The organism is Paraburkholderia sp. ZP32-5 (assembly GCF_021390495.1).
Taxonomy (GTDB): Bacteria; Pseudomonadota; Gammaproteobacteria; order Burkholderiales; family Burkholderiaceae; genus Paraburkholderia.
The window spans coordinates 2,416,915-2,437,537 of record NZ_JAJEJP010000002.1 but is presented as its reverse complement, the minus strand read 5'-3'; the positions used below and the strand labels follow the sequence as shown (position 1 = coordinate 2,437,537).

21 protein-coding genes are annotated in these 20,623 nt (G+C 60.9%); 17 read left to right on the top strand and 4 right to left on the bottom strand.

Annotated elements, in window-relative coordinates:
• The first annotated feature begins 76 nt into the window (after positions 1-76).
• A complete protein-coding gene (locus tag L0U82_RS29635; protein WP_233836655.1) occupies positions 77-463 on the top strand; it encodes a MerR family transcriptional regulator in 387 nt (128 codons plus the stop codon).
• 30 nt (positions 464-493) lie between these two features.
• Here L0U82_RS29635 and L0U82_RS29630 read toward each other — a convergent pair whose 3' ends face one another.
• Positions 494-1,237 (bottom strand): SDR family oxidoreductase, encoded by a 744-nt coding sequence (locus L0U82_RS29630; protein ID WP_233837552.1) that lies wholly within the window; start codon positions 1,235-1,237, stop codon positions 494-496.
• Between the two features lie 100 nt (positions 1,238-1,337).
• Here L0U82_RS29630 and L0U82_RS29625 point away from each other — a divergent pair, with 100 nt between their 5' ends.
• A complete protein-coding gene (locus L0U82_RS29625; RefSeq protein WP_233836653.1) occupies positions 1,338-2,267 on the top strand; it encodes an AraC family transcriptional regulator in 930 nt (309 codons plus the stop codon).
• Here L0U82_RS29625 and L0U82_RS29620 read toward each other — a convergent pair.
• Complete coding sequence (locus tag L0U82_RS29620) at positions 2,258-3,151, bottom strand: LysR family transcriptional regulator (RefSeq protein WP_233836651.1); 894 nt, start codon at positions 3,149-3,151, stop codon at positions 2,258-2,260. The genes L0U82_RS29625 and L0U82_RS29620 overlap by 10 nt on opposite strands.
• A gap of 227 nt (positions 3,152-3,378) precedes the next feature.
• Between L0U82_RS29620 and L0U82_RS29615 the strand changes: the two genes are divergently transcribed.
• From L0U82_RS29615 to L0U82_RS29605, 3 genes are all read left to right on the top strand, one after another.
• Positions 3,379-3,642 (top strand): porin, encoded by a 264-nt coding sequence (locus L0U82_RS29615; RefSeq protein ID WP_233836649.1) that lies wholly within the window; start codon positions 3,379-3,381, stop codon positions 3,640-3,642.
• Complete coding sequence (locus L0U82_RS29610; RefSeq protein WP_233836648.1) at positions 3,608-4,507, top strand: porin; 900 nt, start codon at positions 3,608-3,610, stop codon at positions 4,505-4,507. The genes L0U82_RS29615 and L0U82_RS29610 overlap by 35 nt, the downstream gene beginning before the upstream one ends.
• Positions 4,508-4,588: 81 nt before the next feature.
• A complete protein-coding gene (locus L0U82_RS29605; RefSeq protein WP_233836647.1) occupies positions 4,589-5,911 on the top strand; it encodes an MFS transporter in 1,323 nt (440 codons plus the stop codon).
• 126 nt (positions 5,912-6,037) lie between these two features.
• On the opposite strand, the gene L0U82_RS29600 is transcribed toward L0U82_RS29605, so the two are convergent.
• Positions 6,038-7,036 carry an amidohydrolase family protein gene (locus tag L0U82_RS29600; protein WP_233836646.1) on the bottom strand — a complete coding sequence of 333 codons (999 nt, stop codon included), beginning with the start codon at positions 7,034-7,036 and terminating at the stop codon, positions 6,038-6,040.
• 127 nt (positions 7,037-7,163) lie between these two features.
• On the opposite strand from L0U82_RS29600, the gene L0U82_RS29595 reads away from it, so the two are divergent.
• A complete protein-coding gene (locus L0U82_RS29595; protein WP_233836645.1) occupies positions 7,164-8,102 on the top strand; it encodes a LysR family transcriptional regulator in 939 nt (312 codons plus the stop codon).
• Between the two features lie 9 nt (positions 8,103-8,111).
• Here L0U82_RS29595 and L0U82_RS29590 read toward each other — a convergent pair whose 3' ends face one another.
• Entirely contained in the window at positions 8,112-8,873 is a 762-nt protein-coding gene (locus tag L0U82_RS29590) for a GntR family transcriptional regulator (protein WP_233836644.1), read from the bottom strand.
• 311 nt (positions 8,874-9,184) lie between these two features.
• Between L0U82_RS29590 and L0U82_RS29585 the strand changes: the two genes are divergently transcribed.
• The 11 genes from L0U82_RS29585 to L0U82_RS29535 all read left to right on the top strand — a co-directional run bounded on the left by L0U82_RS29585 (position 9,185) and on the right by L0U82_RS29535 (position 20,619).
• A complete protein-coding gene (locus L0U82_RS29585) occupies positions 9,185-9,769 on the top strand; it encodes an amino acid synthesis family protein (protein ID WP_233836643.1) in 585 nt (194 codons plus the stop codon).
• Positions 9,762-10,655, top strand: a complete 894-nt coding sequence (locus L0U82_RS29580) for an alpha/beta fold hydrolase (RefSeq protein WP_233836642.1) — start codon at positions 9,762-9,764, stop codon at positions 10,653-10,655. The genes L0U82_RS29585 and L0U82_RS29580 overlap by 8 nt, the downstream gene beginning before the upstream one ends.
• Entirely contained in the window at positions 10,655-12,127 is a 1,473-nt protein-coding gene (locus tag L0U82_RS29575) for an aldehyde dehydrogenase (RefSeq protein WP_233836641.1), read from the top strand. The genes L0U82_RS29580 and L0U82_RS29575 overlap by 1 nt, the downstream gene beginning before the upstream one ends.
• A gap of 35 nt (positions 12,128-12,162) precedes the next feature.
• Positions 12,163-14,001 carry a hypothetical protein gene (locus tag L0U82_RS29570; RefSeq protein ID WP_233836639.1) on the top strand — a complete coding sequence of 613 codons (1,839 nt, stop codon included), beginning with the start codon at positions 12,163-12,165 and terminating at the stop codon, positions 13,999-14,001.
• On the top strand, positions 13,998-14,813 hold the full coding sequence (locus L0U82_RS29565; RefSeq protein WP_233836637.1) for a hypothetical protein: 816 nt from the start codon (positions 13,998-14,000) through the stop codon (positions 14,811-14,813). Before L0U82_RS29570 ends, L0U82_RS29565 begins: the two co-directional genes overlap by 4 nt.
• Positions 14,814-14,865: 52 nt before the next feature.
• Positions 14,866-15,843, top strand: a complete 978-nt coding sequence (locus tag L0U82_RS29560; RefSeq protein ID WP_233836635.1) for an aldo/keto reductase — start codon at positions 14,866-14,868, stop codon at positions 15,841-15,843.
• 53 nt (positions 15,844-15,896) lie between these two features.
• Positions 15,897-17,084: a porin gene (locus L0U82_RS29555; protein WP_233836633.1), complete on the top strand. Its 1,188-nt coding sequence runs from the start codon at positions 15,897-15,899 to the stop codon at positions 17,082-17,084.
• Between the two features lie 32 nt (positions 17,085-17,116).
• The gene (locus L0U82_RS29550) at positions 17,117-18,490 is read left to right on the top strand and encodes an MFS transporter (protein WP_233836631.1); all 1,374 of its coding nucleotides are present in this window, start codon (positions 17,117-17,119) and stop codon (positions 18,488-18,490) included.
• A gap of 189 nt (positions 18,491-18,679) precedes the next feature.
• On the top strand, positions 18,680-19,120 hold the full coding sequence (locus tag L0U82_RS29545; protein WP_233837551.1) for a MarR family winged helix-turn-helix transcriptional regulator: 441 nt from the start codon (positions 18,680-18,682) through the stop codon (positions 19,118-19,120).
• Between the two features lie 44 nt (positions 19,121-19,164).
• Positions 19,165-19,473 (top strand): hypothetical protein, encoded by a 309-nt coding sequence (locus L0U82_RS29540; RefSeq protein WP_233836629.1) that lies wholly within the window; start codon positions 19,165-19,167, stop codon positions 19,471-19,473.
• 231 nt (positions 19,474-19,704) lie between these two features.
• Positions 19,705-20,619 (top strand): LysR family transcriptional regulator, encoded by a 915-nt coding sequence (locus L0U82_RS29535; RefSeq protein ID WP_233836628.1) that lies wholly within the window; start codon positions 19,705-19,707, stop codon positions 20,617-20,619.
• The last annotated feature ends 4 nt before the right edge of the window (positions 20,620-20,623 follow it).

Sequence of the window (20,623 nt, the reverse complement as noted above, 5' to 3'; positions counted from 1 at the left end):
AGTGAATGAACAGTCCGTTCAGTCTCAACCCTCACGCTGATGTGAGAGTCAAGCAGTTTGTGTTAGCCTGCTTTTCATGAACGGAATGCCTTCTCACGAGTTGCTGACGATCGGCGAGCTTTCGCAGCGCACTGGCGCGAGCGTGCGATCGATCCGGCACTATGACGAACACGGGTTGCTCGCGTCGGTGCGCGCGAGCAATGGTTACCGCAGGTTCCCCGACAAGGCGGTCACTCAGGTCAAGCAGATCCAGCGCATGATCGCCACCGGTTTCACCATCGACGACATTCGCGGATTTCCGGACTGCATGCTACTGCTCGAAGGCGCGCGCTCGTGCGATCAAATTACCGATGTCCAGCGGCAACGCCTCGAAGCGATCGATCGCCAGATCGCGGATCTCGAGCGGCGCCGGAAGAGACTCCTCAAGACCCTGTCGGAAGGGGTATTCCCGCCAGTCGACTGACGTAGACCGGCGGTTGTGCGCGCCTCAGGTTCAGTGTGACGTTGCCAACGCAACAGCATCCGCGCCAGCGGCAATGCGTATCGGACACGATGAGTCGTTCACCGCGCGCCATACCGCTTCCGCCACGTCCTGCGCCCGCGTGATCAGCGACGATTCCCCCATTCCCGCGAAGACCCGTTGTGTGAAGCCGGCGTATGCCTCGGGAGTGTCACCCGTCATTCGGGACCGCGCATTTTCACCAAACGCAGTTTCCGGCGCGCGGCCCGGCAGAACCAGCTTCACCCGCACATTGAACGGCTGCAGTTCCAGCGCCACAGACTCGGTGAACGCGTTGACCGCGGCCTTGCTCGCCGTGTACACCGATAGCAGGGGCAGCGACTTCAAGGTCACGCTCGACGTGACGTTCACGATGACACCTGCGTTGCGTTGCCGGAATTGAGGCAGCACTGCCTGGGTCATCGCGATCGTTCCAAACGTATTGGTCTCGAAGATGTCGCGCACGACCTGCATCGAGGTCGCTTCCAGCGCGGCCAGCATGCCGATCCCCGCGTTGTTGACCAACGCATCGATCGGCCCGGCGGCTTGCACGGCCTGACGAATGCTGTCCGCGTCGGTGACGTCGAGGGCGAGTACACGCAGATGTTCGGAACGCGGCATCACGTCCTCGCGCGGCGTACGCATCGTGGCGATGACCTTCCAGTCGCGAGCGAGGAAATAGCGGGCGGTTTCGAGGCCAAAGCCGGACGAGCATCCGGTGATCAGCACGGTTTTCATTGAGGCACCCTGTAGATAGATGGCGGAACCGAAACGATAAAGCGCCAAAGCCGGACTTGCTACAATCGAAAGTCCATGTTTCGTTTGCAAGAGTCCAGTCATGACCGACCCTTTGGCCGAGGTTGTCACGTTGCTCAAACCGGGCGCGCGGTTTTCGAAAGTCGTCAATGGCGCGGGGCGTTGGGGCGTTCGACGCTCGGAGGTGGGGCAGCCTTTTTACTGCGTGGTCTTGGAGGGATCCAGCCGCCTTGCAGTCGATGGACTGACGCCGATCGTGCTCGATGCCGGCGACTTCGTTCTGATCCCCGCGGCGTATGACTTCACGATGTCGAGCCTCGCGCCGGTCACGTCGAAGCACTTCGATATCGCGCCCGTCGCGTTGGCGCCTGGCGAGTTCAGAGTCGGCACTCAAAGCGGGCCGTCTGACGTTCGACTGCTGGTGGGTCACCTGGTGTTCGGCTCGCCCGACGCCGCCTTGCTCGTTTCACTTCTCCCGCAACTCGTGCACGTTCGCGCGCACAAGACACTGACCACGCTCGTGCAATTAGTGGGCGACGAATCGCGCGCGCAACGGCCCGCGCGAGATGTCGTGCTGGCACGGCTGCTGGAAGTTCTGCTGATCGAAGCGTTGCGCTCGACGGCGGGAACGACGGCGCCGCCGGGCCTTTTGCGTGGGCTCGCCGACGAACGCCTCGCTGTCGCAATACGACGAATGCACGAAAGTCCGACTCAGGCCTGGACGGTTGCGCAACTGGCGAAAGAGGCCGCGCTGTCCCGCTCGGCATTCTTCGAGCGATTCAGCGGCGCCGTGGGCGTCGCTCCGATGGAGTATCTGCTGGGCTGGCGCATGGCCGTAGCCAAGGACTTGTTGCGACGCAACGAGTGCGGTGTCGGCGAGGTCGCGCAACGCGTCGGTTATAGCTCAGGGAGTACTTTTAGCGTCGCATTCACGCGCCATGTGGGCGTGTCGCCGACGCGCTATGTACAGGAGCAGAAGCAATCCGCGGCGCCAGCGGTTCTTCAGCTATAAAGCCCTGAAACAAGCCCTCGCAGCCATTGCATCGCAGGCGTGCGCATATAGCGTTTATGCCAATGCGCCATCACCATATACGGGGGCACCGCAAACGGCAGCGGTAACGAACGGATGCTCAGGTTGCCTGATTGCCAGTGCACAGCGAGGCGAGACGGCACGATCGCAAGGAAGTCAGTTCGCTCGATAATCGCCGAAATACTGGGAAAATTCGAAATTTCGATGCCCAGCCGGCGCTCGATTTTGTGCGCGTTGAGCGCGCGATCCAGCTGTTTGTGCCCCGTCCCATTGCGGCTAACGATTGCGTGGGATTCCCGAAGGAAACTCTCGCGTGTCAATTCGCCGCCGATGCGCGGATGATCGTTGCGCATCACGCAGACAAAGTGCTCGGAGAAAATTCGTTGACGAATAAATCCGACATCGAGCGGAGGGAGAAATCCGACTGCCAGATCGATCTTTCCGGACTCGAGTAGCGCGGGCGTCTGGCTGGAGATTAGCGATACTTCCAGCGTCAGATTGGGTGCTTCGCTGGCGAGACGCTCCAGCAGCATCGGCACCATAACCATCTGATCGACATCGGTCATGGCAATCCGGAACGTGCGCTCCGTTGCAACCGGATCGAACGTGTCGTGATAACCGAGCATTGCCTCAAGGCATGTCACTGCCTCGGATGAACGCGTGATCAATTCATCCGCGACCGGCGTTGGCTCCATGCCCATCGACGTGCGAACGAACAGCATGTCCTTGAAATGCTTGCGCAGGCGCGCAAGCGTCATGCTGATGGACGATTGAGTGACATGCAGGTTCTCCGCGGTCACCGACACGCTGCGCGTGGTGTGAAGTTCGCAGAGTATGCGCAGTGTCTTCAGGTCGAGATTATCCAAAGCAGCCTTGCTTTCGTAAAAATCACGTGTGGAAAACCCTGATATCTAGTGCGTGCAGCCATAAAAGAAAGCACACGGTACGCGCTAGATACGGCTTTCACGCGGCTTTTCGAGTCTATCAAAAAAATTGATAGCCGCTATCACCGACCTTGGATCGACATAGCGGACAGCAGGAACGTAAAGTATGTTCACTAACATATTCGTGAAAACGAATAAAGGGGACATCGATGAACAGGAAGCTGACTCTCGCGGCCGTCGCGGTGGCGTGCTGTAGTTCATATGCAATGGCGCAGAGCAGCGTGACGCTGTACGGCCTGATTTCCACCGGCATCTCCTATTCGAGCAATACGAAGGGTGCGGATGGAAAGGGCCACGGAACGGTCATGATGTCGAGTGGTGTACTGCAACCGCCGCGTTGGGGCATCACCGGCAATGAGGATCTGGGCAGTGGACTGAATGCCATCTTTACCCTCGAAAGTGGTTTTCGGTAGCAACAATGGAACGATGTCGCAGGGCGGGCGACTGTTCGGCCGTCAGGCTTTTGTCGGGCTGTCGTCGAAGCAATACGGTACGGTGACGTTGGGTCGTCAATACGACGCGGCCGTCACACTGTGTGGCTTCACTGCATCGTGTCAGTTCGCGGGCTATGGCCCGCACGTCGGCGACAACGACAACATACTGGACACGTACCGTCTGAATAACTCGGTGCAGTACAAAACCCCTGAAGTGAGCGGCTTGCAGGGTCAGGTGCTATACGCATTCTCGAACGAGGCCGGTCAATTCTCGAACAACAATGCGTTCAGCGCGGGCGCGCACTACGACAATGGCCCGCTGTCGCTCGCCGCGATATTCGTGAACCTCAACCACCCGAACGCGGCGGACAATACCGGCGGGGCCGTCTCGGGCGACTACGGCACGTTCTCGCCGTTTACGAAAAGCGCAACCAGTGATGCCGGTATTGTCGGGCACCGCATCGCGGGCCTCGGTGGCGGCTACCGGTTCGGCACATGGAGGCTCACGGGTACTTACACAAGCGTGCGCTTCGACTATCAGGACAACTCGCACCTGACGCTCAACAATGCGGAAGTGCTGCTCAGCGACCGCGTGCTGCCGGATTTGAATGTGGGCGCGAGTTATACGTACACGTGGGGTAATTACTCACAGGATCTGCAGCCGAAATACCATCAGTTCAACGTGGGGGTCGACTACTTCCTGAGTAAGCGCACCGACGTGATGGCATACATTGTGTACCAGCGAGCAGCAGGTGATGCTAAATTCGCGCAGGTGTACACGATGTCGCCTTCGGCTTCGAAAACGCAGATGGTTTCGGTGATCGGGATGCGTCACAAGTTCTGATGATCCTGAAACGCGCAGCCGTGGCGGCTGCAATTGCTTTGCCTTCCGAATCAGGATCCGTATAAAGGCGGGGAGACGAGTATGAGCACGGTTGATACATCGCTGAACGTGACACAGGTCGAGTGGCAGAAACGGCAAGCAGTGACGAGCAAAGTGGCGAAACGCCTGTTGGGGCTACTTTTCATTCTCTTTTGTGCGTCGTATCTCGACCGCATCAATATCAGTTTCGCCGCGCTGTCGATGAACCATGAGTTGGGCTTGAGCGCGACCGCGTTCGGTCTGGCGAATACAGCCTTCTACGTGGGCTATGTGATCTTCGAAATTCCCAGCAACCTGATGCTGGAGAGGTTCGGCGCGCGACGCTGGATTGCGCGCATCATGATCACATGGGGCATTGCGTCGACCTGTACGCTGTTCGCGGTCGGTCCGAACAGTTTGAGCTTCATTCGTTTTATCGTCGGTATTACGGAGGCGGGTTTTTTACCGGGTGTGCTGCTCTACATGACGTACTGGTTCCCGGCTGAATTCCGTGCACGCGCGAACTCGCTGCTCATGATCGCAATGCCGGCGACGACTGCGGTCGGTGCAATTACGTCCGGTTTGATTCTGCAACTGGACGGCACGTTTGGTCTGGCCGGTTGGCAATGGCTGTTCCTGCTCGAAGGCACGCCGACGATTGTGCTGGGCATCGTTGCATGGTTCTTTCTGACGGATCGCCCGGAAACGGCCAAATGGCTGACGGACGATGAAAAATCCACGCTCGCGGTGATGCTGAACGAAGGGAAAAAGCCCGCCGTAAGCAGCGGCTGGAGGTCAGCGGGTGAAGGGATGCCGTGGAAGCGCGTGATTGCACTTTCATTTTCGTACTTCTGCCTGGTGCTGACGCTCAATGCACTGGCAACATGGACGCCGCAGATCGTCAAAGTTCTTCGTGGTGGCGATACGCTGTTCCACATTTCGCTGTGGAGCGCTATTCCTTCCGCGTGCGCGATTTTCGTCATGCTGATGTGGTCGCGTCGTTCGGATCGTGTCGGCGAACGCAAGGTGCACACGATCATTCCGATGCTCGTCGCGGCAATCGGCTGCCTGATGACCGGCTACGCAGGCGATCCGCAATTGCGCATGCTCGGTGTGATTCTCGCGACATGTGGTGGGCAAACCGCTATTACGATCTTCTGGACCTCGCCTGCCGGTGTGCTCGAGCCCCGCAATCGCGCGCTGGGAATCGGCATCATCAGTTCGTCGGGCCTCGCGGGCTCGGCAATCAGCCCTTTAGTATTCGGCGTTCTGCGCGATCTCACGCACAGCTTTGCTTCGGGTCTGGCATTCACCGCGACGATGCTGATGGTCGGTTCGATCATCATGCTGTCTACGCGCATTCCGCGCACGCAACCCGGTTATTAAAAGTAGCGCGGCCAGGCATTCTCAATTGCAAGCAATAAAGCAGAAACACCCTGGTGGAGAAGCCAGGGTGTTTTATTGAAACTTGAATCGCAAGCCGGTATATAACGCTTACAGCTTGCTATTGCATTACAGCTTCAGATTGAAGATACGTTGTGCGTTGCCGCCGCGCACCTTGCGGCGAACGTCCGCCGGAAGTTCATTGACGCGGGCGAGGATACCGGCCTGGTCGCTGATGTTGTGCGGGAAGTCCGAGCCGAACAGATAGTTGTCTTCGCCAACGCAGTCGATGCCCATCTGCATGGCTTCGCGCGAGTACACGACCGAATCCATGAAGATGCGATCAGCGTACGACGACGGACGATCCGCGATGGTCACGCGCGCGCTATCGATCTTTTCGTGGCAACGGTCGAGACGCGGCATCAGATACGGCAGAGCGCCGCCGCCGTGCGCGCCGATGATCTTGAGCTTGCGGTACTTGTCGAAGAAACCGTCGTAGATCATGCGGGCAAGTGCGAGCGTGGTGTCGAACATGAAGCCAATCGGAACGATCAACATGTACTTCTGCATGTCCATGCCAGCAACTCCGGGCGGTGCGGTCGGGTGAATCAGCACCGGCAGTTCCGCGTCGTCGATCGCTTGCCACGTCGGTGCGAACAGCGGATCCGTCAGCGACTTCTCGCCGATGTTGGCGAGCGTCAGCACGCCGCTTGCGCCCAGCTTGATCGCACGTGCCAGTTCTTCCTTCGCGCGCTCCGGGTATTGCCACGGCAGCGTTGCAAACCAGCGGATGCGATCGGGGTAGGCGGTTTGCGCGGCGGCGAAGTCGTTGTTGGCCTGAACCGCGGCCTGCGTGCTGGTGGTTTCGTTGCCCCAGAAGACGCTCGGTGCCGCGAGCGACACGACGGAGATATCGATGCGGTTGATGTCCATCGACTTCACGCGTGCGTCGAAGTCGAAGAACGTCGGGAAAATCGTGTTGAAGGCAGCGCCATCGTGGTGGATGGCTTCACGGCCGCCGGCTACTTCCTTGACGACGTAGCGCGGTGCGCCATGCTCGCGAAGCAGGTTCAACCAGTTTTCGCTGTAATTGTGGGTATGAACGTCAATAACGAGATTATCCTTCATTCGAGGCTCCTGGATCGAAGGTGGATTGGTGCCGGGAACACAGATGAGCAACCGACATCGCCGACTATACGGTTCCGCCTTACGCGAGGGCCAACGAGTAATTGTTGTAGCAGTATGAGGTGAGCTAATGGCTTCCGGACTATCCGACATCGGCAATGTCACGATCAAACAGCTGCGTGCGTTCGTCGTCGTCGTGCAGGAAAAGACGTTCACGAGCGCAGCCAATGTGCTGCATGTAACGCAAGGCGCGGTGAGCCTGCTGGTCAACGAACTGGAAAAGGAGCTGGGCGTACGGCTTCTTGACCGGACCCCGCGCGTGGTCGAACTGACGGAGGCGGGCGCGGAATTTCACCCGACGGCTTTGCGGCTGCTGCACGAATTGAATGCCGCCATTGCGGATACGCGTGGGCTTTCGAACCTGCGACGCGGCCGCGTCAGTGTCGCGGCTTCGCCGTTGCTGTCGGCGCTGATGCTGCCGTCCATCGTCGCGGCCTATCAGCGTAACTATCCCGACATTTCGATCGTGCTGCGCGATGTGGCGTCCGGCGAAGTGCGGAAAATGGTCGAAGACGCCGGCGCGGAGCTGGGGGTAGGCAGCCCGGAGGGCCCGGGCGATTTGCTGACCGCCGAAGTGATCCAGCAGGACGATGTGCTATTGATCGTGCCGCGCGATCACGTGTTGTGTCATTACCCGAGGCTGTCATGGAGCGACATCGCCGGGTTTCCGCTGATCGCGCTGACGATGAAGAATGCGACGCGTTTGCTGGTCGATGAGTGCGCGGACAAAGAGGGCGTTCGGCTCAATCCGCAGTACGAGGTGTCGCACGTCGGCACGGCGGTCGGCATGGTCGCGGCGGGTTCCGGTATTGCATTCGTGCCGGGATACGCGTCGAAAATCGTCGATACGTCGCTCGTGGCGATACGAAAGCTCGACAATCTCGTGACAGCCAGACCGATCGCGTTGCTATACCGGCGCAACCGGTCGCTCGGTCCGGCCGCGCAGACGTTCCGCGATTTCCTGCTCGACTGGACCCGAGCGGAGAACCAGCTGGACCGTCTTCAGTAACGCGATACGTCAGGCGGGCGCGCTCTGACGACGCTGCCGCGTAGGCGCCGTGCTGCGCGCTGTCTTCTCCGCTTGAGTGGGCTCGCCACCCGCATTACGGCCCGTTTGCGAATCGACCAGTATCTTGATCACCGCCTGCACGTGCTCGGCCGACGCACGTTCAGCCGCTTCACCATCCTTCGCTTCAATCGCGTCGAGCAGCTTTTTCATTTCCTTGAATGACGCCTTGTCGCGGCCGGGCGCGCGGATCGTATGCGCCCGCAACTGATTGATACGCGCGTTCAGCGTTTCAGCGAGCTTCCACGCGACGGTCTTGCCGCCGCTTTCGAACATGTGCTCGTAGAACGCAGTGACTCTCAGCAGCACGCTGTCGTAGTCCTTGCTGCGAAACGCCTGCTGCACGGAATCGATGATCTGCGACAGCTTCTCGACGATTTCCGGCGTGGCTCGCTCGGCGCACGCGCGCGCGGCACTGCCTTCCAGCAGCGCGCGAATCTCGTAGATCTGGATCGCTTCGTCGATATCGACCTTTTTGACGACTGGGCCGAGATTCGCAATGTTCTCGACCAGTCCCTCCGTTTCCAGATGCCGCAGCACTTCGCGAACGACGGTCCGGCTCACGCCGAGTTCATCGCATAGCGGCCGCTCCACCAGACGTTCGCCAGGCAGAAAGTGCGATTGCAGGATCGCGTCGCGCATGCGTTCGAGCGCGAGTTGCCGCAGCGTCTTCACTTCACGCTCGATACGCAGCGATTTCTTCTCAGTCGTCATAGGTTGTTCCATGTTCAGTCCCGCGGCAGGTGCGTTGTCTGATGCTGCGCGGTTCACTTGCCGTACGCATGGCGCCAGGGGCGTGCGGCGATTCCGTGAATCATGCACGGCGACCTGAGCGCGTAGCAAGCGAGCTTACCCAGGGTTCTCCCCTGGCCGAAAATTTCCCACAGCATTTCGGAATGACTATAGCATGGTATACCAACATACGGATTACGGTAGTTCGGGTTAAAAAGTCCAGTCATCGAGAGTCGATGACCGACTCCGTTCAAACCAATCCGCGATCCATTCCGCCAATCTGGAGCTTCAAGATGCACAAACTGATTCGCAAAACGGTGACCTTTTTCGAAGTCATCGCCGCCGACGGTGGCCGCAAGGCGGCCACGCCGCTCAAGCTGGTCGGCGTCGCGGCCGTGCTGGCCAACCCGTGGGCCGGCCGCGGCTATGTCGAAGACCTCGGGCCGGAGATTCGCGACATCGGTCCGGTGCTCGGCGAACTGCTGACCGCGCGCATCCTCGACATCACCGGCTCGGGCGATAACGTCGAAGGCTATGGCAAGGCATCGATCGTCGGCCTGAACGGCGAAATGGAGCATGCGTCCGCGCTGATTCACACGCTGCGCTTCGGCAACAAATATCGCGAGGCGGTGGGCGCGAAGTCGTATCTCGCGTTCACGAATCTGCGCGGGCCGGCCAATTGCCCGATCACGATTCCGTTGATGCACAAGCACGACGAGGGCATGCGCTCGCACTACCTGACGGTGCAGTTCTCGATTACCGACGCGCCGGGTCCGGACGAAATCGTGGTGGCGCTGGGCGCGTCGATCGGCGGCCGGCCGCATCACCGCATCGGCGATCGCTACAAGGACATTCAGGAGATGTCGGCGAATGGCTAATCACGCAGAACAGGACAGCGCGATGCGCATGCTCGACGGCACCGCGTACCGGGTCAGCGGAAGCGGCGAACCGCTGGTGCTGATTCATGGCGTCGGCATGAATGCGTCGATCTGGGCACCGCAAATCGCGGAGTTCGAGCGGGACCATACGGTGATCGCTTTCGATGTGCTCGGGCATGGCGATAGCGCAATGCCTCCTGAAAACGCGACGCTCGACGATTACGTCGCTCAGGCGGCGCGTTTGCTGCGCTCGCTCGATATCGAACGAGCGACCATCGTCGGGCATTCGATGGGTGCATTGATCGCAATCGGCCTGGCTAGCAGTCATCCGGAACTCGTTGGGCGTCTGATCGCGCTGAACGCGGTGTTCGATCGCACGCCGGAGCAACGCGACGCGGTGATGAATCGCGCGACGTCGCTCGGCCCCGAAGGCGCGCTGACCGACATGCATGTGACGCTCGGGCGTTGGCTCGGCACCGCGAATCCGGAGCCCGGCCCTGCTGCCGACGCGATTCTGCGTTGCCTTGCGAGCGTCGACGCTCAAGGGTACGCACGGGCCTATCGTGTATTCGCCAGCTCGGATCGCGCGCACGTCGACGTGCTGCCGCATCTGGATATGCCGGCGTTCTACCTGACCGGCGAACTCGACGCGAATTCATCGCCGGCGATGTCCGAGCGCATGGCCGGGCTGACGCCGCGCGGTATCAGCGAATCGCTCGACGGCGAACGGCACATGATGGCCGTCGTGTCGCCGCGCAAGGTCAACCACGCGATTCGCGCGTTCCTCGATCAATCGCCGCGACAAGCTTCGACCTGCGCCGCTACCACCATGTCCACCGACGGCAGCGGCCAGAAGATGGCCGTCACAGGACAAGGGGAGTCGTGATGCTTACCGTATTTCAGCAATACATCAACGGACGCTTCGATAACGGCAGCGAGACCTTCGACAGCGTGAACCCCGCAACGGGCACGCCATGGGCGACGATGCCCGCGGCCACCGAGCACGACGTCGAACGCGCGGTGCAAGCCGCGCACGCGGCATTGAGCGATCCGTTGTGGGCGAAGCTGACGGCGACACAGCGCGGCAAACTGCTGATTCGCCTCGGCGATCTGCTTGCCTCGAACGCACAGCGTCTCGCGCTGATCGAGACCACCGATACCGGCAAGATCATCCGCGAGACGAGCGCGCAGATCGCTTATATCGCCGAGTACTTCCGCTATTTCGGCGGCGCGGCCGACAAGCTCGAAGGCGCGGTGCTGCCGATCGACAAGCCGGACATGGAAGTCACCACGCGTCGCGAGCCGATCGGCGTGGTGGCCGCGATCGTGCCGTGGAATTCGCAACTATTTCTCGCCGCGGTGAAGCTCGGTCCCGCATTGGCCGCCGGCTGCACGGTGGTGTTGAAGGCTTCCGAGGAAGCGCCCGCGCCGCTGCTCGAATTCGCGAAGCTGATCCACGAGGCGGGCTTTCCCGCTGGTGTCGTGAATGTGCTGACGGGCTTCGGCGAGCCATGCGGCCGCGCGCTGACGAGCCATCCGCTCGTGTCGCGCATCGCGTTCACTGGTGGCCCGGAAACCGCGCGCCATATCGTGCGCAACTCGGCGGCCAATCTCGCGGCTACCACGCTCGAACTGGGCGGCAAGTCGCCTGTCGTCGTATTCGACGACGCCGATATCGGCGGTACCGTGAACGCGGTGGTAGCCGGCATCTTCGGTGCGTCGGGACAAAGCTGTGTGGCAGGCTCGCGCCTGATCGTGCACGCGAAGATCCGCGATGCGTTCCTCGATGCATTGGTCGTGAAGGCACTGCAAATCCGGATCGGCACGCCCGATAATCCCGCCACCGAAATGGGCCCGCTCGCGACGTCGCGACAGCTGGAGAAGATCGAGCAGGTCGTCGCGGCGAGTCGCGCGGCGGGTGGCGTCGTACTGACAGGTGGTCAACGACCCGCGTCGATGCAGGCCGGCAATTACTACGAGCCGACCATCATCGACTGTCCGAGCCCGGATGTGCCGAGCGTGCAGACCGAACTGTTCGGCCCAGTACTTAGCGTGCTTGTCTTCGAGACCGAGGAACAGGCGGTGCGTCTTGCGAATAGCACCGAATACGGTCTTGCGTCGGGTGTGTTCACGCGTGATCTGTCGCGCGCGCATCGAATGATGAAGGCGATTCGCGCGGGCGTCGTGTGGGTGAACACGTATCGCGCGATTTCGCCGACGGCGCCGTTCGGTGGCTATGGCGAAAGCGGCTATGGGCGCGAAGGCGGCATCGAGTCGATGCTCGAATACACGCGTACGAAGACCGTCTGGATTCGCACCTCCGATGAACCGATCGCCGATCCGTTCGTGATGCGCTGAGGCCGGCGATGAGTGATGCAGACAGGAAAGCAGACATGACAAATCAGCAGGGCGTCGGCGCGCGCTTTGCCGGCCCAATGCCGCCGTTCGTTCGCGACATGGTGAACGCGGCATGCGGCGACGCGGAGGGTGCCCGCGTACTCGACGCGTTGCGCAGCGAAGACGAGGTGATGAGCGCGCGCTCGTTGCGCGCGGCCAAAGCTACGAGTCTGAGCTTTGCGCGCAGCCTCGTCGCACGCATGAAGCGCGAGCAGTGGCGTATCGAATGCGTGTCGTGCGATATCGATGCGCACGGCGAGGGCACAGTGGTCTACGAGATCACGGCGGCCGGACACGTGTTTCATTTCGCCGCGTTTTCGCAAGCAAGCGACGGTGTCGACCGTCCGGGCCGGTTCACCGAATGGACGTTCGACTTCCTTGGCATTCTGGTCGACGGGCCGGCGGATCTCGCGGCCATCGCGCGCGAACGCGAGGAAATCGTCGGCAAGGTATGGCGCGGACGCACGACCAATCCAGCGACGCTCGGCTGGACCGTCGCGAATCGCAGCAACCGTTTCTACGACTATGTGCTCGGCCGACTTGAAGCGGGCCAGCAGCCGGAAGCCGATCACCTCGCCAATGGTGGCGGCTACATCATCCGCAACGCCGGCTATTACGCGAACGGACGACACGGCACGCGCGCATGGGTGTCGTTGCCGTCGGATCATCCGCTCGCGTACCCGTACCACATCGATCTGTTCGCGTTGTACATGTGGCGTCTGACGAGTTTCAGCGTGGTCGACGCGCAAGCGCGCAGCAGAAACGCTGGGGCGGCGCGGCTCGAATATCGTGCGAAGCTTGCGTTGGGCGTTGGCAATTCGTCGGGGCTCGGCATGGTCGCGACACTCGTGCGCTGGCCTGCGTGGTTGAGCGCGTTTTCGGTTGCGCGCGAACTTGCGCTGGCCTATGCAACGACACGCGATTTAAACACCGCTCGTGCGGATGCGCCCACGTTAGCTGCTTTGTTGAAGCGCTCGGCGAGCCTGTACGCAGCGCTGCCCGATGGTGACGTCGACGACATGGAGCGGCACGCTGATATCGCGCACGCGTTATCGAAGCTCGCTTTGAGCGTCGAGCGCTTTGCCGTCGACGGCAGCATCAATGGTCAACAAGCACCGCTGCCATGGCGCGCGTTGCTCGAACGCGCGCGCTCGCTCGGCAGTGACGAAGCACACGGCCAGCTCGCCGCGCATCTGATCGCGCTCTATCCGCAATTCGCCGCGGCGATGGAGGCCGTGCTGCCCGCAATCATGAAAGTGACTCGCCAGCAGCGCGTCGAATCGACGGTCGGCGAATTGCTCGATATCGCGGACAGCCGCTATCGCTGGGCGCTCGACATCGACCGGCAAGCGCCGGGCGCCGCGATGTACTTCTGGTACAAGTCCGGCGAAAACGGCGAGAACCGGCGCGGCGAGCGCGCGATCGACCCGGGCGTCGACAACGAAACGTTCGTCGACGTAGCGGGTGCGGTGCAGGCGTTCTGCGCGGTGCTGCGCACGTGGCCACGCGATGAACTCGTCGCGCGCGTGCTGCTCGATCATCCGGAGTTCGTGCACATCGCGAGCCGTATGCAACTCGCGGCGGTACTGCCGTATTCGGAAATCCGCGAGAACCTGATCGGCGAGTCCTTTTTCCCTATGGACGCGATCCGGTTTCTGCTGACGACGTTCGGTCTCGAAACCTCGCAACCGGTCACGCGGCAGTGGGTGCGTGGCGTGTTTCTGCTCGATGCGCCATTGCCGGAAGATTTCGCGGGCACATCTATGGCGCAGCCCGACGATACACGTATAGCGCTGGCCGATAGCGTAGCCGCACAACCGGAGGGCAACCGATGAGCACGTTGACATTGAGCTATCCGGAACTCGCGCGCTCGACGCCGGAAATGTTCCGCGCGTGCGGATTCTCGGTAGGACAGGCCGACGATGCCGCCGAAATGCTGCTGATGACCGAAGTGCTTGGCAGCGACGCTTACCGTTATCTGCTGGAAAACAAGGGCTCGACGCTGAATGCCGCGCTGCGGCCGCATGTCGAGCACGCGGAGGACGGCCAGTATCGGATCGACGGAGCAGGGCTGTCGCTGTTGCAGATCGGACCGCGTCTGATCGATCTCGCGTGCGGCGAGGCATCCCGTGCCGGATGCGCGTTCATGGTCGTGCATCGCACCGATGGCGCACTGTTTGCGCCGTATCTGGCGCGTCGTGCCGCGCGTCATGGTTATCGCGCGGTGCTGCGGGTAGTCGGATTGGCCGCGAGCCGGTCGGTTGCCGCCGAGCCGGACCACGCGGGGCGAGAGCCTTCGGTGTACGTCGGCGCGGGCAGCGCATCGGGTGACTATCCCGACGACACGCGCTCGCTGATGGATCGACTGCATCGCTTTCTCGCGTTGCATGCCGATGCAACCAGCGACGACGGCTGGGCGGCGATTGCCGTCGAGCGTGTGGAGCGCGTCGAGCGGCATGACGAAAGTGGCATGCAGCAGGCTCCGCGCGAAGCCGTTTCCGCTGAACGCATCGACTTCGACGCAGCGCTTCAACACGCGCTTCGGCATGGCATGACGATGGACGCAGCGACGTTTTCTCGACTCGGCGAATTACTGGTGTCGCTGCGCGTTCCGACTTCGGAGCGCAGCCGCCGCCAGGCCGGCTAGAAAGCCCACGCTGAAGACGCGCTATTCCGATCACCAACAAAATCATTGCGACATGGACTACATCAATTTCGGCAGCAGCAGCCTCAAGGTTTCGCGCATCGGCTTCGGCGCGATGGGCATCGGCGACAAGGCGTGGCGCTCGTGGGTGCTCGATGAACAGCAAGCACGGCCACTCGTGCGCAAGGCCGTCGAGGCGGGCATCAACTTCTACGACACCTGCGATTTTTATTCGGCCGGCGAAAGCGAGCGGATTCTCGGCTCACTGCTTGGCGAATTCGGCAGCCGCAGCGAATTCGTCATCGCGACGAAGTTCGGCAATCCGATGGGCAAGGGTCCGAATGCGCGTGGCTATTCGCGCAAGCACATCGTCGAAGCAGTTGAGGCGTCGCTGCGCCGCCTGAATACGGACTACATCGATCTGTACCAGACACACATCTGGGACGAGTCGACCCACATCGATGAAATGATGGCCGCGCTCGATCACCTGGTGCGCTCGGGCAAGGTTCTCTATGTCGGCGCGGCGGATATGCCGTGCTGGCAGTTCGCAAAAGCACTGTACGGCGCGCGGTTTCGCGGACAGGCCGCGTTCGTGTCGATGCAGAACCACTTCAACGCGGTATGGCGAGAAGACGAACGCGAGCTATTGCCGCTTTGCCAGCATGAAGGCATCGCGATGCTGCCATACAGCCCGATGGCGCGCGGCTTTCTGTGCGGCAAGGAACGGCGCAATCGCGATGCAACCGAACGCGCGCGCACCGATGGCTACACGTGGGAGTGGTACGGGCGCGAAGCGGATCACGCGGTCGGTGAGGCCGTTGATGCGATCGCCCGCGAACGTGACCTGACGCCCGCGCAGATCGCCCTCGCATGGGTGCTGAACCGCCTGCCGCAGGCGACGCCGATTATCGGTGCAACGTCGTTGCCGCAATTGGACCAGGCACTGTCCGCTGTGAGCGTCGTGCTCTCTGCCGAAGAGATGCAACGGATCGGCGCGGCTTATGAACCGCGTCCGCGCAGCGGACATTTCTGACTGTGTATTACCCAAAAAAACTAGCTAATCACGATAATCACTGGAGACTTGAATTGAAGAAGATTGTTATCGCAGTGTCGGCCGCGACGATCGCGTTGCCCGCGTTCGCGCAAAGCTCCGTCACGCTGTACGGCGTGCTCGACGAGGCGCTGCAACTGAACACCAATGCAAAGCACGTGGTCGGTTCGACCAACGTCGGCGGACGTCAGTGGTCGCTCGATTCGCTCAATGGACCGTATGGAAGCCGCTGGGGCATCAAGGGCAGGGAAGATCTCGGTGGGGGACTTGCAGCACTGTTCACGCTTGAATCAGGCGTCAATCTGAATACCGGTGCGTTCGCGCAAGGAGGAACCGCGTTCGGGCGTCAGGCATTCGTCGGGCTGTCGAGCAATCGCTTCGGTACGCTGACGCTGGGGCGCCAGTACGATAGCGTGAACGACTATCTCGGCGCGTTCGAATTCGGGCTTGCCGCGTATGGCAGCGGCGCCTCGCACCCGGGCGATATCGACAACGGCGCGCGGACCTATCGGCAGAACAATTCGATCAAGTATGCGTCGCCGAACTTCTCGGGACTGCGTTTCGGCGGCACGGTGATGCTGGGTGGCATCGCAGGATCGGTCTCGCAGAATAGCGGCTATACCGCGGGAGTTGGATACAACAATGGTCCGCTTGGGCTGGGTGTCGTGTACCAGTTCTTCAAGAATCCGTCGAACGCGGGCGCGGTGCTCAATGGCAATGCAAATGCGGTTGCGCCGGCAACCACGTCGGCATTCGGCTCGATCAATTCGGGTTATCTGGCCGGTAGTGCCCCTGCATCGTCGTGGCAGGTTATTGGAGCGGGCGGTCAGTACACATTCGGCTCGGCTGCCGTCGGCATGATGTACTCGAACGTGAAGTACGGGAACATCGGCCAGCTCGGTGGTGCGACTGCAACCTTCAACAACTTCGAAATCAACGGCATGTACCGGCTGTCGTCGGCCGCATTCGTGTCGGCTGCTTATAACTACACGAAGGGCAATGCAGTGAAGGGCGATCTTGGCGATCAGACCTATCACCAGTTCTCGGCGGTTGCCGATTACTCGCTGTCGAAACGCACCGATCTCTATGTGGCTGCCACCTATCAGATGGCGAGCGGCACCAGTTCGACCGGCGCGCCGGCAGTAGCCGATATTTCGCTGATCGGCGATTCGTCCAATAGCCGCCAGGCGCTCGTGCGTCTCGGCATGCGCCATATGTTCTGACCGTTATCACCCGACAACAGGAGTACCTCATCATGACTACCAGCCGGATCGAACTGCAAGGCAGTTCCGACAATGCTGCATCGGGTGACAATCCGCAGACGCAATCGGTGCAGCGGCTTGCTCGCTCAATCTTCCTCGTGCAACTGATGACTGTGGGGATGGGCTATCTGATCTACTCGATGAATCGCTCGGCGTTTCCGATCGGCTTGCACAGCATCGCGCATTCGCTCGGCTTCAGCGTCCAGCAGGTCGGCACACTGGCGACGATCTTTCTGCTGGGCCAGGCGCTGATCGATGTTCCCGCCGGGTTGTGGAACGCGGGACACGGCAAGTCTGGCGTCACGCCGCGGATGAATGCGCTGATGCTGATCGGCACGGCGGGTGCCGGCGCGACGTCGATGTTGCTCGCGTACCTCGCGTACAACTATCCGCTGACGCTGACCTATCGCGTGCTATTCGGCGTGTTCGAGGGGATCTTCAATATCAGCGCGTATTCGTTCGCGGGTTCTGTACTGCCGCAGCGGCGTGCGTTTCTGAATAACTGTCTCGGGTTCTTCTTTGCGACGGGCGCGGTGATCGGACCGACCGTGTTCAGTCAGATCATCGCGAGTTCGGATCCGGATACGGGATGGCGGCTTGGTCTGTCGATATTCGGCATCGTGACGATCGTGCTTGCTTTCGTGATGTTTATCGTGATGGCTGTCACGCTCAGAAAGATGCGGCGCGATCAGCCGGCTGCCAGTGTGGTCGTGGCGTCCGTTGCCCATCATGAACGGGAGAGCATGCGCGACGCGTTTCTCGATGTCGCGCGCCGTGGTTCGATGTGGAAGGGGCTCGCGATTCATGCGGTCAATCTGATTTCGTACTGGGAATTCAGCGGGCTGATGCCGACGTTTCTGATTCAGTATCAGCACAAGAGCGTGGGGTTCGTGGGCGTTGTGTTCGGCTTTGGTTTTGGGTTGACGAGTCTGGTTTCGCCGTTGTTCGGCTGGATTGCCGATCGTTATGGGCGTCAGGTTGTGGTCGCGGCACTCGGGATTGTCGATGCGATTGGATTGTATGTGCTGCTGAATCATCCGGCGGGGCAGGCCGTGACGATGATGATCGTTTTTATCATCGGCGTTGGGCTTAATACGCTGTATTTCATGGGGTATACGCTCGCGCAGGATGGGGTGCCGAATCATCGGGTTGCGATTGCAACGGGCTTTGCCGGTGCGCTTGGGTATCTGGTGGCGAGCGGGGCGGGACCGGTTTCCGGGTGGTTGACGGGGATTGCTGATTACCGACTCGCGGGGACTATTGAGTTGATTGGGCCGCAGATTGTGGTGGCGGTTCTGGCGCTGGTGTTTTTGCCAGGGGTTAAGGCGTGGCAGAAGATGAAGAAGGAGGGGGCGTTGATTGAGTGAGGGTGTGTGTGTTGCGGGATAACGCTTCACTGTTGTTTGCGGGCGCCCCGGTTTTATCGGGGCGTCTGCGCGTTGGCCACCGCCTGTGGCCGCCTTTCCATTTCACCTGAACGTATTCGAGCGTCAACCTCACACCGTAATTAGACAGATAAACTTGCAAGTTTATCTGTCTTGATTTACGCTTCACGGATGGCCCGATCCCGTGAATCCACTCCTCCGCTGGAATGCGTCGTCTCCGATTTAACGCTGGCTGTCGGCCAGCTTTTGCGTCGGCTGCGCAACGCCAATCCCGGTGACCTGAACCTGTCGCAGTCCAGCGTGCTCGCGCGGCTGGAACGTGACGGCCCGATGACCACCGCGGATCTCGCGCGAGCCGAATCGATGAAGCCGCAGTCCATGAAAACGATCCTCGCGGGCCTCGAAGAAGAGGCATGCGTCGAGCGCGAGCCGCATCCTACGGACGGCCGCCAGATCCTGTTCGCGATCACGCGCAAAGGGCTGGACGAACGCAAGCGGCGCACGGCGGCCAAACGCGAATGGCTGCTGGCGAAGCTCGAACAGTTCGATCCGCAGGACGTCGCAACGCTTGCAGCGGCCATTCCACTCATCAGGCAGCTCGGCGATTCCTGACTTCCCCGGCCTTTCCCGCTTCTCCCTTTTTGATAGGACGAACCATGAGCTTCGTTGCGATCTTTTTCGCAGGCGCCTTCCTGTGCAACGCGATGCCGCATCTCACCGCGGGTCTGCGCGGCGAGGTGTTCCCTTCTCCGTTCTCGACACCGCATGGCAAGGGGCCGTCGTCGCCACTGGTCAATTTCCTGTGGGGTATGCTGAACATATTGATCGGTCTGGCGCTGCTGGTCCGCCATCCGTTCGCGCCGGGCGTGAACCTCGATAGCATCGCTCTGCTTGTCGGCATGCTAATGATGGGTGTGTTCGCATCGGTTCATTTCGGCCGTGTGCGTCGCGAAGGTCTGTTTTGAGCGCGACGCAACGCGATCAGCTCGATCCGCTGGTCTGGAAAATTACCAGGCACGCTATCAGGGGGCCGATCTCCATTCGAAAGCAGTCATCGGATTCAGCAAACAACAAAAGCTCGCCGCATTTAATCGCGCTACGTAACGTCAGCGCCGGACAACGTGTGCTTTGTCCGTGAAGGCCGGTCGTTTCGTTACACTGCGCTCTTGCGCCGACAACCTGCCAGGAGAATGCACATGGACCGCATGGTCGCGATGGAGACTTTCGTAACAGTCGTCGATGCGGGTTCATTTTCTGCCGCCGCACGCCGGTTGAAGCTTGGTCAACCCGCCGTTTCAAAGGCTGTCGCGCAGTTGGAGGAACGTCTGGGCGCCCGTCTGCTACTCAGGTCGACGCGTGGCCTCGCGCCGACGGATGCTGGTCAACGGTTTTACGATCACGCTGTCAGAGCCATCGATGAGGCGGAGCACGCCGAACAGGCCGTGCGTGAGTCGTCGGATGGCTTGTCCGGACGACTGCGCATCGGCGCGGCCGTCACCTTCGCCCGGCTGCATGTCTTGCCGGCACTCAAGTCTTTCCTCGATCAGCATCCCAATCTGAGCATCGATATCGTGCTTGACGACAGGTCCGTCGACTTGCTCGAAGAGGGCGTCGATGTCGCATTGCGTATGGGTGCTCTCGACGATTCGACGATGACTGCGCGTCGCATCTCCTCTGGGCGGCGGCTCGTCGTCGGCACACCGGCGTATTTCGCGGAAGCCGGACTTCCGCAAACACCTGACGATCTTGGCCGACATCAGGCGGTCGTTTATTCCGTGCGAGGCGGCGGTGAATCGTGGCTGTTCAGCCGCAATGACGGCTCTGACTCCAGCGTGACCCTGTCAGGCCGAATAAGCGTGAACGCAGCTGAGGGCATGCGCACGGCGGTACTCGCTCACCTCGGCCTGGCCGTCGCTTCGGAATGGATGTTCGCCCCCGAACTTGCGGACGGCACAGTTCAGGCCGTTCTGACAGACTGGACGTTGCCGCCGATCGACCTGTGGGCCGTTTTCCCGTCCGGCCGCATGGCAACCACGAAGGCGCGCGCCTTCGTCGCGTTTGTCGAGCACCTGCTCAACGAGCGCAAATCCAGCGAGGGCCTCACCGCCTAACCGC